Below are 10,928 nucleotides of genomic sequence, written 5' to 3'. Positions count from 1 at the left end.
GCGAACCGCCCGCAGCGCTCCCGCCGCCGGCGCGATCGGCGTCGCCCGCCCGATCGGCGTCGCCCGCCCGATCGGCGTCGCCCGCCCGATCGGCGTCGCCCGCGCGATCGGCGTCGCCGGCGGCGCCCGGCCCGGGCTCGCGGCCGGGGCCGGGTTCGCTGCCGAGGCTTGCCTCGATGAACGCCCGCTGGGCGAGGACCCGGGCCCGCCGGGCGGAGCGTTCGTCGCCGAGCAGCGCCTCGGCCCGCGCGCACAGCGCCAGCACCGCGGGCGTCGCGCTGCCGCCGACGCCGCGGACGACGACGGCGGCCCGCGCGGCGAGGTCCGCCGTGCCGAACGGGCCGTCGAGGCAGCGTCGCAGCGCGGCGTCGATGCGGCCGAGCCGGTACTCGGCCTCGGCGGCGGCGAGGATCAGCTCGGGGTCGTCCCCGGCGACGGTGAGTGCCTGGTCGAGCCAGCGCACCGCGTCCTCGAACGCGAACCGCCGCGCCGCTGCGGCCGCGGCGTCGCGGGCGGCGTCGGCGGCGGCCCGGCGGCTCGGCGCGTCGACGGCGGCCCGGAGCCGGTGCCGGGCGAGGGCCGCCGGATCGTCGTGGACGGCTTCGGCAAGCCGGCGGTGCCAGGCAAGGCGCTCCGGGCGGGTCATCGTCTCGTACCTGGCCTGCCGGACGAGGTCGTGCGCGAACCGTAGCCGGCCACCCGGCGCGGTGTCCTCGACCAGGATCCCGGCGGTGACCGCTTCCGCGAGCAGGGACTCCCGGTCGTCCTTGGGTAGGAGGGCGGGATCGATCTCGGCGCCGATTGCGCTGCAACCGCCGAGCAGGTCGCGGCACGCCGGGCTCAGCCGCGACAGCCTGGTCTCGACGATGCGCCGCAGCTCCGCCGGCAACCGGTCCGCCGGTGTCGCGGTGTCCGCCTCTCCCCCCGGCCGTGGTTCCCCACCACTCGCCGCCGGTCCGCCGCCGGGCGGCAGCGACGAGGCGGCGGGCGGTTGCTCGAGGCGGGTGAGTTCACGGACGTACAGGGCGTTGCCGCCGCTCTGCCGGTGCACGCGGTCCACCCGGGCCGGATCGACCGGGCCGCCGCTCGCGCCGCGCAGGTAACCGGCGACGTCGGCGCTGGTGAGGCCGCCGAGGCGGAGCTCGGTCGTGTTGGGCAGGTCGCTCAGGGCCGCCGGGAGCGATGCCGCGCCGTCGGGGTCGCGGACCGTACACACGACGAGCAGACACGAACCGGGAAGGTCGGCACACACGTGCCGCAGCAGCCGCAGCGACGCCGGGTCGGCCCAGTGGACGTCCTCAAGGACGACGACGGCGGCGGGCGCGGCCAGCAGCGCCCTCGCGGCCCGGTCGAGGACCTCGAACTGGGCCATCGGGATCCGGCCGGCCGACGGGTCCGCCGCCGGGTCCGCCGGGCCGGGCAGCAGCGCGTCCGGGTCGAGGCCGGGAAGCCCCTGGTCCTGGCCGGAGCGCAGGATGCGCCGCCACGGCCACAAGGCGGGCGCGCCGTCGTTGCCGGCCCGGCCGAGCAGCAACGGCAGTCCGGCGCCGGCGGTGAACCGGTCGACGAGGGCACTCTTGCCGATGCCGGCCTCGCCGGTGACGAGGACCGCGGTGCCGCGCCCGGCCCGCGCCTGGTCCGCGGCCCGGTGCAGCGCCGCCAGTTCCGCGGCCCGGCCGACGAAGACGGTCATGTCCGACAGTGTGCCGGACGGGTCAGCTGCCGGCCTTGACCCAGGCCGCGATCTGCGTGCGGGACTCGAGGTTGAGCTTGCTCAGGATGTTGGAGACGTGCACCGCTGCGGTCCGCGGCGAGATGTACAGCCGGCGGGCCAGCTCCGCGTTCGTCAGACCCTCCGCGAGCAGCACCGCGACCTCCCGCTCGCGCGGCGTCAGCGCCTGGTCGCCGGCGGCGGGGGTGCCGAGACCGAGCCGCCCGCGCAGCGCCGACAGCTCCGCGACCCGCCACCCGGACCAGCGGGCGAGCAGCGGCTCGGCGGTGCGCACGTGCTGGCGGGCGCCGTCGAGGTCGCCGAGGGCGAGCAGGCAGCGGGCGGCGCCGACGTGACCGGAGCCCTTCGTGGCCGGCAGCAGCATCGACGGCTCGGCGACGGCGCGCCGATACCCGCGCAGCGCGCCGGCGTGATCACCGGCGGCCTCGGCGATCTGCGCGTCGGCGAGCCACCGCCAGGCGTCGTCGAAGAACGGGTCGTCGATCGCGGCGGCGACCGGCCGCAGCTCGTCGACGCCGAGCCCGCCGACGAGGCCGGCGGAGATGAGATCGTGGGCGAAGTCGCGGCCGGTGACCCCGGTGACGCGGACCGCGTCGAGGACCGCCCGGAGCAGCTCGCGGGCCTGCTCGGTCTGCCCGCGCCGGGCGACCAGGTGGAACTGTAGGCCGGGCACCGACGTCTGGGTCAGCATCGTGTAGGTGTCGGTCGCCTCGACCATGCCGCGGATGACGGTGTCGGCCCGGTCGAGCTCGCCGGCTTCGAGGAGCAGCCCGGCGAAGAACACGCCGTGATAGTCGATCCCGTTGCGGGTGCGCAGCAGGCCCCGGTCCCGCCGCCGGGCCGACTCCAGCTCGGCGAGGGCCCCGCCGAGGTTGCCCTCCTGCACCGCGAGCCGGGCCCGGCCCTGGAAGTACGCGGCGACGGCCAGGGACTCGAACCCGGCCCGCTCCGCGAACGTCCGCATCCGCTCCAGCGCCGCGGCCCAGTCCGCCGGGCCGCCGGGCAGCAGGTTGTACAGGTTGTTGAGCGACCTGGCGGCGAGCAGCCACTCCCCCGCCTGCTCGGCCTCCTGGGCCGCCTCGTTGAGCAGCTTGATCCCGTCGTCGACGCCGGCCGCGACGTTGACGAGGGCGGAGCCCTTCTCGACCTTGCCGGCGAGCCAGACGCCCGGCAGGCCCAGCTCCTCGCCGAGGGTGATCGCCTTGTCCGCCCATTCGATGGCGCGTTCGGTGTCGTCGTGCAGCATGTACGCCTGGGCGATCGCGGCATACGCGTGCGCCTTGGCGGGCCCGTCGTCGAGTGGCTCGATCTCCGCGCGCAGCTCTGCGGCCCGCTCCTGCATGCTGCCGCTGCTGCCGACCTCCCAGCTGAGCCGCACGAGCAGCCGCAGCGCGTCGGCGCGCTCGGCCCGGGTGCCGGCGACGGCGAGCCAGCGACGGCCGAGCTCCTGCGCGTCGTCGAGGAGGCCGGCCAGCCACGCCGCGCGGGCGCCGCACGACAGCAGCTCCACGTCGTCGGGCAGCTCGTCGAGGCCCATCTCCGCCAGCTGCAACGCCTGATACGGCGAGCCCATCGCCAGATACGTGGCCAGCCCGCGCCGGGCCGCCTCGACCATGTCCAGATACCGGCCGGCGCCCCGCGCGTGGTGCGCGACCAGCGCATAGTCCTTGCTGCCGGTCGACAGCAGCGTCTCGAGGGCCAGCTCGTGCAGGCGGCGGCGCTGCCGGGCGAGCATCTCGTCGACGAGCGCCTCCCGGGTCAGCGCGTGCCGGAAGCTGAACTCGTCGTCGCCGGTCTCCACCATCAGCCCGCGCCGCACGAGGTCACGCAGCGCGTCGATGAGCTCCGGCTCGCTGTGGCTGGTCACCGCCGCGAGCAGGTCGAACGGCACCTTCCGGCCCAGCACCGCGGCCGCTTCGACGATCCGTTTCTCGGTCGGGTCGAGGTCGTCGAGCTGCCGTCGGAGCGCCTCGGCCACGTTCCACGGCAGCGGCCGGTCGCACAGCGTGTCCAGGTCCTCGTCGCCGTTGGCCTTGATCAGCTCTTCGAGGAAGAACGGGTTGCCGCCGGTGCGGTTGTGCAGCGACAGCGCCGTGCGATACGCCGGTGGCCGCCCGGTGACCGACTTGAGGAACCGTGACGTCTCGGCGAGGTTGAGCCGCTCCAGCCGCACGTTGGTGACCATGTATCGCCGCTCGAGCCTGGTCAGCAGGTCGGCCAGGGGGTGCCGGCGGGTCACCTCGTCGGGCCGGTAGGTGCCGATGAGCAGCCGGCTGCCGGGCAGGTCCGCGATCCGCTCGAACAGCGCCACGCTCTCCGAGTCGGCCCAGTGCAGGTCCTCGAACACCACCACCGACGGCCCGGGCGTCGTCAGCAGCCGCACGATCTCCAGCCCCGCCTGGATCCGGTCGATCATCGACCGCGACGCGTCGGTGACCGTCACGAGCAGCTCCGGGTCGAGCGCGGCCGAGCGGTGGCAGCTGTCGATCGCGTCGAGCAGCACCTCGAACGGCCGGCTCAGCGTGCCGGGATCGGCCTGCCCGTCCAGCACCGGCACCGTCTCGGGCAACCCCGTGAACAGCTCCTGCACCAGGCGGCTCTTGCCGATGCCCGGCTCTCCGCCGAGCATGGCGATGGACGGCTCGGAGGCGTCGAGGAGCCGCCGCAAGCGGCGCAGCTCATCGTCGCGGCCGACCATCACCTGGCTCACTCCGCTACGGCTGGCCCGCACGCCACCAGCCTACCGGCGGGCGGCCGGTGCGACGGCTGTGACGGACGCGACCTGCGCCACCATGGCCGGTCGTCCCCGCTGCCACGCCGCGGGCGGCGGTGCAGTCCGAGAAGGTCCTCCTGGCGGTGCTGGACCTGCACGAAAAGAAACACTGGGTGCATCATGGCTGGCTCCTTGACTCGGTGATGTCTCCATCCTGGTCGTGTAAGGAGCCGTTTCCATCGGTACCTGTTACGTATCTTGGCCGCCGCCTGGGTACCTAGTCGCCTCCGGCGCCCTAGTCACCGGGTCGGGTCCCCTGTGCCGAGGCGCCACCACACGGCCCACCACACGGCGCACCACACGGCGCACCACACGCGTGGGACCGCACGCACAGCAGCCCCGGACGCTCGGCGTCGCCGGCACCCGGAGGGAGGTGGGTGCCGGCGACGCGAGGCGTCCGGGGCTGCGGGGTGACGACCTGTCAGGCCGCCGCACCGGAGCGTTGCTCTCGGCGGCGCAGCTTCACGCGGCTTGACCAGTGTTTGGCCTCGTCGAGCATGTGCAGTTGGCGCTGGCGGACGAGCTCGGTCAGGAGAATCGGGTGGACGTTCATGTCGGGGCTCCTCTGCGATCCGTTGTGTCACCATCGTCGCGCGGTAAGGTCCGCGGAACATCGGTAACGCTTACGTAATCGCATCGGGGCGGCATACGTAGTCGGCCGGGCGACCGACCTACGTACACGTAGACGACAGAGCTCAGACGGGTGTGCGACCCCGGTTCAGGGCCATGAGGAAGCGGTCGCTGCCCTTCTTGACCTCGACGTACTGGCCGTCGCCGGAGACCACGGCGCCGGTCATCGGCACCTGGCCGCCGCGGCCAGCGACGATGGTGCCGGCCAGCAGCGCGACGATGCCGAGCAGGATGAGCAGGGGGCTGGTGCTGTCGGAGTTCGCCGCGATGCCTCCGATGAAGCACAGCACGCCGACGGCGAGCAGGGGCAGGCCGATGGCGAGCAGTTTCTTGCGCTGCGCGGTGCAGGTGGCGCACCAGGGCCACGCCGGCGCCTTCACCGTCTTGCGCACGGCGAGAGCGACGATCAGGTACAGGATGCCGCCGCCCAGGATGAAGATCGCCGCCCACGCCGGGGGCCTGGAGATGAGCTTGACCGACCGGTGCTCGGTGGCGGGCTCGCCGTGGCGGGGGCAGACCGGCGGCAGGTGGCCGGCGCCGGCCGCGACCTGCGCGGACGGAAGGGTGATGACGGACATGTGCGGATGCTCCCCGTGAAGATCGACAGAACAGCGACGACGGACAATCTCACGGAAGGCAGGTGCCGGACTCAGCCGAAGGGCCATTTCTGGGTAACCGGTCCGCATGATGCTGATCGGCACGTCGGGCTGGCAGTACCGCGACTGGCGGGGCCCGTTCTACCCGCGCACGCTGCCGCAACGGTGCTGGCTGGAGCACTACGCGGGCGTGTTCGGCACGGTGGAGGTCAACAACGCGTTCTACCGGCTGCCGGAGCGGGCGACGTTCGAGGCGTGGCGGGACCGGACGCCGGAGGACTTCGTCGTGGCGGTGAAGGCCAGCCGGTACCTGACCCACGTCCGCCGCCTGCGTGACCCGCAGGAGCCGGTCGGGCGGCTCATGGAGCGCGCCGGTGGACTGGACGGCCGGCTCGGACCGGTACTGCTGCAGCTGCCGCCGACGCTGCGGGTGGACGTGGACGCGTTGGACGCGACCCTTGCCGCGTTCCCGAAGGGCACGCGGGTGGCGGTCGAGCCGCGGCACGACTCGTGGTGGGTCGACGAGGTGCGGCAGGTGCTGCGGGACCGTGGGGCGGCGCTGTGCTGGGCGGACCGCGGGAGCAGGCCGGTGACGCCGCTGTGGTCGACCAGTGACTGGGGGTACCTGCGGCTGCACGAGGGGCGGGCGAAGCCGTGGCCGCGCTACGGGCGGACCGCGCTGGACACGTGGGCCGGCCGGCTGGCGGCGTTCACGGACTCCTACGTCTACTGCAACAACGACCCCGGTGGTGCCGCGGTGCGCGACGCCCTCACCCTCGCCGGGCTGGCGCGGCGGCGGGGGCAGGAGGTCGGCCGGGCCGGACCGCCGTAGTCTGTCGCGATGGCCAAGTTCCTGTGCGTGATCATCATGCTGATCGCGCTGTTCGCGTTCCTCATCTGGCAACGCAACCGGCTGCTGCGCCGTGGGCGCCGCGACGAGGACTGATCAGCTCAGGTCCGGGCCTCAGCACGGGTCCAGGTCGAGGGACTCGGTGGTGGCGGCGACGAACAGCCCCGGCATCGGCCCGCCCGGCAGCGTGATGAGGGTGGCACCGACGGTCACCACCGCGAGGCCGTGCCGCGGGTTGGGCATCGCGGGCAGCGACCGCCACCGGTCCGCGGCCGGCTCGAAGAGCTCCACCTGCGGAAATGTCGCCTTGCCCTCGCCGCCGGCGGCGACGACCCAGCCGTGGCAGGTGCCGGTCGCGGCGAGGCCACCGCGCGCGGTCGGCAGGTCGGGTCGCCTTGTCCACGCGCCTGTGGCCGGGTCGAAGGACTCCACCGCGGCCAGGTTGCCCGCTGCGGTGCGACCGCCGACGGTGTAGAACAGCCCGCCCGCGGCCGCGCCGCCGAGGTGCTCGCGCCGCGTCGGCGGTCCGGGCGCGGAGCGCCACCGGTCGGCCACGCTGTCGTAGACGAGCATGGACCCGGCCAGGACGTCCTTGCCAGGGCCGATCCCGCCGGCCACGAAGATCGAAGTGCCAAGAGCGACGCTGGTACCGGCACCGCGCGCCTCGGGCATGTCCGCCACCGACTCCCACCGGCTCGCGTCCGGGGCCAGCCGGAATGCCGCGGCGCTCGGGGTGCCGTCGCCGAGGTGGCCGCCGAACACGTAGACCACGCCGTTGACCGCGGCGGCCATCGCATGGTTGACGGCGAGCGGCAACGGCGGCCCGGCGGCCCAGGCGCGGGCGACGGTGTCGTAGATCTCGACGGTCCTGACGCTGCCGCCGTCGCGCTGATACCCACCCGCGACCACGATCCGCGTCCCGGTCACCGCGGCGGCGACCTCCGTGCGTTCGGAGGGCGCGTCGGGCAGCCTGCGCCACGGACCGCCGGTCGGATTTGTGCCGTTTACTGCCGGAGTGGTGGGATGCGTGGGATCGGACGGCCCGCTACAAGCGGTCAGTCCGAGCAGCATCGCGGCGGCCAGCAGTGCGACCCGCATGGCTCCAGTGTCGTCGATGCGACGCCGGTCGGTACAGATGCGATCTTCAGAAGTTTCAATTCATCCGATAGCCGAAAAATTGCTTGGACAAAAAGGGTGAATAACCCGAAGTCGGTCTACGTATCGCGATCGCAGAATTGCTGAGGGTGATGGCGGGACAACGGAGCCGCTATGTTCCCGATATTCTGTGTGCTCTATGGGGACCGGAGGGGGGCCGCCCACATGGGCATGCGAGGTGTCGTGTCAAAACATGAGCGACGGCGAGACGCACGGTGACCGCTACGCAGGACATCGCCGCGTCATCAACGGCGACGGAGACCGTGCTGCACCTGCACCGGGCGGCCAACGCCGTCCGGCAGCACGTCGAGCAGGTGGTGCTACGTCCGCGGCAGCTGACGTGGACCGGTTTCGTGGTGCTGCGCACGGTGGCGGCGGCCAGAAGGATGGAGACGAGACACGTCGCCGAGCAGGCGGGCATCTCCAAGGCCACGCTCACCGGCGTCGTCGACACGCTGTCCGGCCGGGGGCTGGTGCGCCGCGGCGCCCACCCGGAGGACGGACGGCTGGTCGTGCTGCAACTGACCCGCAAGGGCCAGCGGCTCATCCGTGAGCTGCTGCCGGAATCACAGAGCGCGGAGGTGTTCGCCCTTTCCTACTTGGAGCCCGCACAGCTCGCCGTCGTCACGACTGCGCTGCGTGGAATGATCGCTCACCTGGAGCGACCACGCTGAGGTGACGCGGACCGCGTCATCTGATCGGGTCTCAGTCGTTGGACGGAGCAGGTCAACAGGTGTGACCTCCGGCGCGGACGTCTGCCCGCATCTCGACTACTGTCGGGGCACCATGCGCGGATGCCGCCCGGTGCAAATGTGCCCGAACGGGCACGAGGGTTGCATCCAGGGTGGTCTTTTCATCTTGCGGTGGACAGATCAGACTGCATAGGACCTGTGCCGAGTTGCTGGAAGGACCCCGATGACCGAGGCTGGCACGCACGACGGCGCCGGTGAGTCCGGCACGCCGGACCTGCCGCTGCGCTCGGCCGCGCCGTCACGCCGCGCCGTCATCGGTGATCTCAACAACAACGACCCTATCCGCATCGACGACTACCGGCTGATCGGTCAGCTCGGCATCGGCGGCATGGGCACGGTCTACCTGGCACAGTCCTCCGACGGCTCCCGCGTCGCGGTCAAGCTGGTCCACGCGCACCTCGCGCGCGACCCGCGGTTCCGGGTCCGCTTCGCCGGGGAGGTCCGGGCCGCGCAGCGGGTCCCCGGGTTCTGCACCGCCCGCGTGCTCGACTCGGGGATGCACGAGGACCGGCCCTATCTGGTCACCGAGTATCTCGAGGGCATCCCGCTGTCCCGGCTCGTCGCCGACGACGGCCCGCTCGACCCGGCGATGCTGCACAGCGTCGCGCTCGGCGTCGCGGCCGCGCTCGCCGCGATCCACAACGTCGGCCTGGTCCACCGCGACCTCAAGCCGAGCAACCTCATGGTCACCCTCGGTGGTGTCCGGATCATCGACTTCGGCATCGCCCGGGCGATGGACGCCGCGAGCGACATCACCGGCACCGGCAACATCGTCGGCAGCCTCGGCTGGGCCTCCCCGGAGCAGCTGCGCGCCGAGGAGCCCTCGGCCGCCATGGACATCTTCGGCTGGGGCTGCCTGGTCGCGTTCGCGGCGACGGGACGCCACCCGTATGGCGGCGAGGAGGCCGCGGCCCGCGCCTGGAAGATCCTCGAGGGCGAGCCCGACCTCAACGGCATCCCCGACCCGGTCCGGGAGCTGGTCGCCGCCGCGCTGAGCCGCGATCCCCTGGACCGCCCCGACGCGCGGCAGCTGCTGCTCGGCCTCGCCGTCGACGACCTCGACGCGGCGCCGCTGCCCGCGCAGCGCCGCTGGCTGCGTGGCTCCACCCAGATGTCCCGCCGGCGGGTGACCTCGATGGCGATCGCGGTGCCGATGGCCCTGGCCCTCGTCTTCGCCGCCGCCGAGACCACGTCGGACATGATGGGCGGCAAGTCCGACCCGGGCACCCACCGCGGCAGCACCAACGGCGACGAGGTCGGCAGCAACCTGTCCCCGGCGCCCAACCCGCAGGTGACCGTCGGCGGCCGGCCCAACCCGGGCACCACGACCACCGTGGGCAACCCGACCAACGGTCCCCAGGTGTTCCCGACCGCATCGGGCGTCGCGTCGGCCACGTCGACCTCGGTCCCCACGGCGACCGCGACGACGCCGGTGCCGACCACCCCGGGACCGACCACCCCCGAGCCGACGACGCCGGAGCCGACCACCCCGGCGCCGACGACCACTGACCCGGCCACCGGCGGCGAGGCCAACACCGGCGCCTGACCGCGCACACGCGTCGGGAGCGGCACCTCCGGCTGGAAGTACCGCTCCCGGACCCGCTTACACGACGTGCGTGAGGTAACCCTCGATCGACTCGGCGAGCACGTCCGCGCCCGGGCGGGACCAGACCGCCTCGTGGAACACCTCGACCTCGATCGGGCCGGTGTAGCCGGTCGCGTCGACGGCCTCGCGGAAGCGGCGCAGCTCGACACAGCCCGTGCCCGGCAGGCCCCGGCCGAGCAGCACGCCCTCCGGCAGCGGCGTGATCCAGTCGGCCACCTGGAAACAGGCGATCCGCTCCTCGGCGCCCGCCCTGGCCAACTGCGTCCAGACCTGGTCGTCCCACCACAGGTGATACGTGTCGACCGCCACCCCGACCACCGACGACGGATACGGCGCCGCCAGGTCCAGCGCGTTCGACAGGGTCGACACGACACAGCGGTCCGAGGCGAACATCGGGTGGAGGGGCTCGATCGCCAGCCGTACACCGGCCGCCTCGGCGTGCGGGACCAGCTCGCCGATCGCGTCGCCGACGGTGCGGCGGGCCGCGTCCACGTCCCGGCTGCCCTCTGGCAGGCCGCCGCTGACCAGGACGAGCACCGGCGCCTCCAGCGTCGCCGCCTCGTCGATGGCGCGCCGGTTGTCGTCGAACCAGCCGGGCGTGGTGAAGAACCCGCCCCGGCACAGCGACGTCACGGTCATGCCGGCGGCGCGGACCAGGGCGGCGGTGCGTTCGAGACCGAACGTGTCGACCTGGTCGCGCCACAGCCCGAGCTGCGAGACCCCCTGCTTGACACAGCCCCTCACCGTCTCGTCGACCGGCCAGCGCTTCGTCGTGGCCTGGTTGAGTGAGAAGCGGTCCAGCGCGCCGGCGGCGCCGCTCACAGGTCCAGCGCC

Annotated in this window: 9 protein-coding genes; 3 read left to right on the top strand and 6 right to left on the bottom strand. The window is 73.2% G+C overall.

What is annotated here, in order from left to right:
- The 4 genes from AB0K00_RS53665 to AB0K00_RS53650 form a co-directional block, all read right to left on the bottom strand.
- A partial coding sequence (locus AB0K00_RS53665; protein ID WP_363538696.1) for an AAA family ATPase occupies positions 1 to 1,693 on the bottom strand: 1,693 nt, incomplete at its 3' end.
- Positions 1,694 to 1,715: 22 nt separating this feature from the next.
- Entirely contained in the window at positions 1,716 to 4,463 is a 2,748-nt protein-coding gene (locus AB0K00_RS53660) for an AAA family ATPase (protein WP_363538694.1), read from the bottom strand.
- A 463-nt stretch (positions 4,464 to 4,926) separates the two neighbouring features.
- Positions 4,927 to 5,058: a hypothetical protein gene (locus tag AB0K00_RS53655; protein ID WP_363538692.1), complete on the bottom strand. Its 132-nt coding sequence runs from the start codon at positions 5,056 to 5,058 to the stop codon at positions 4,927 to 4,929.
- 142 nt (positions 5,059 to 5,200) lie between these two features.
- Positions 5,201 to 5,713 carry a hypothetical protein gene (locus tag AB0K00_RS53650; RefSeq protein ID WP_363538690.1) on the bottom strand — a complete coding sequence of 171 codons (513 nt, stop codon included), beginning with the start codon at positions 5,711 to 5,713 and terminating at the stop codon, positions 5,201 to 5,203.
- Between the two features lie 106 nt (positions 5,714 to 5,819).
- Between AB0K00_RS53650 and AB0K00_RS53645 the strand changes: the two genes are divergently transcribed.
- Entirely contained in the window at positions 5,820 to 6,563 is a 744-nt protein-coding gene (locus AB0K00_RS53645) for a DUF72 domain-containing protein (RefSeq protein WP_363538688.1), read from the top strand.
- A 132-nt stretch (positions 6,564 to 6,695) separates the two neighbouring features.
- Here the strand turns inward: AB0K00_RS53645 and AB0K00_RS53640 are convergent, their stop codons facing one another.
- Positions 6,696 to 7,679: a kelch repeat-containing protein gene (locus tag AB0K00_RS53640; RefSeq protein ID WP_363538686.1), complete on the bottom strand. Its 984-nt coding sequence runs from the start codon at positions 7,677 to 7,679 to the stop codon at positions 6,696 to 6,698.
- Positions 7,680 to 7,951: 272 nt separating this feature from the next.
- Here AB0K00_RS53640 and AB0K00_RS53635 point away from each other — a divergent pair, with 272 nt between their 5' ends.
- Both AB0K00_RS53635 and AB0K00_RS53630 read left to right on the top strand, forming a co-directional pair.
- Entirely contained in the window at positions 7,952 to 8,410 is a 459-nt protein-coding gene (locus AB0K00_RS53635; RefSeq protein ID WP_363538684.1) for a MarR family transcriptional regulator, read from the top strand.
- A 241-nt stretch (positions 8,411 to 8,651) separates the two neighbouring features.
- Positions 8,652 to 10,034 carry a serine/threonine-protein kinase gene (locus AB0K00_RS53630; RefSeq protein WP_363538682.1) on the top strand — a complete coding sequence of 461 codons (1,383 nt, stop codon included), beginning with the start codon at positions 8,652 to 8,654 and terminating at the stop codon, positions 10,032 to 10,034.
- A 57-nt stretch (positions 10,035 to 10,091) separates the two neighbouring features.
- On the opposite strand, the gene AB0K00_RS53625 is transcribed toward AB0K00_RS53630, so the two are convergent.
- Positions 10,092 to 10,916, bottom strand: a complete 825-nt coding sequence (locus tag AB0K00_RS53625; RefSeq protein WP_363538680.1) for a sugar phosphate isomerase/epimerase family protein — start codon at positions 10,914 to 10,916, stop codon at positions 10,092 to 10,094.
- Positions 10,917 to 10,928: the final 12 nt, after the last annotated feature.

The organism is Dactylosporangium sp. NPDC049525, assembly GCF_040676755.1.
GTDB lineage: Bacteria > Actinomycetota > Actinomycetes > Mycobacteriales > Micromonosporaceae > Dactylosporangium.
Note: the sequence above shows the minus strand (reverse complement) of the source record. Positions and strands in the feature narration are given on the sequence as shown.

Excerpts from the sequence above, each read along its gene's own strand:
- AB0K00_RS53645 (WP_363538688.1), top strand. The coding sequence starts at position 5,820 with ATGATGCTGATCGGCACGTCGGGCTGGCAGTACCGCGACTGGCGGGGC.
- AB0K00_RS53640 (WP_363538686.1), bottom strand. The coding sequence starts at position 7,679 with ATGCGGGTCGCACTGCTGGCCGCCGCGATGCTGCTCGGACTGACCGCT.
- AB0K00_RS53655 (WP_363538692.1), bottom strand. The coding sequence starts at position 5,058 with ATGAACGTCCACCCGATTCTCCTGACCGAGCTCGTCCGCCAGCGCCAA.
- AB0K00_RS53650 (WP_363538690.1), bottom strand. The coding sequence starts at position 5,713 with ATGTCCGTCATCACCCTTCCGTCCGCGCAGGTCGCGGCCGGCGCCGGC.
- AB0K00_RS53630 (WP_363538682.1), top strand. The coding sequence starts at position 8,652 with ATGACCGAGGCTGGCACGCACGACGGCGCCGGTGAGTCCGGCACGCCG.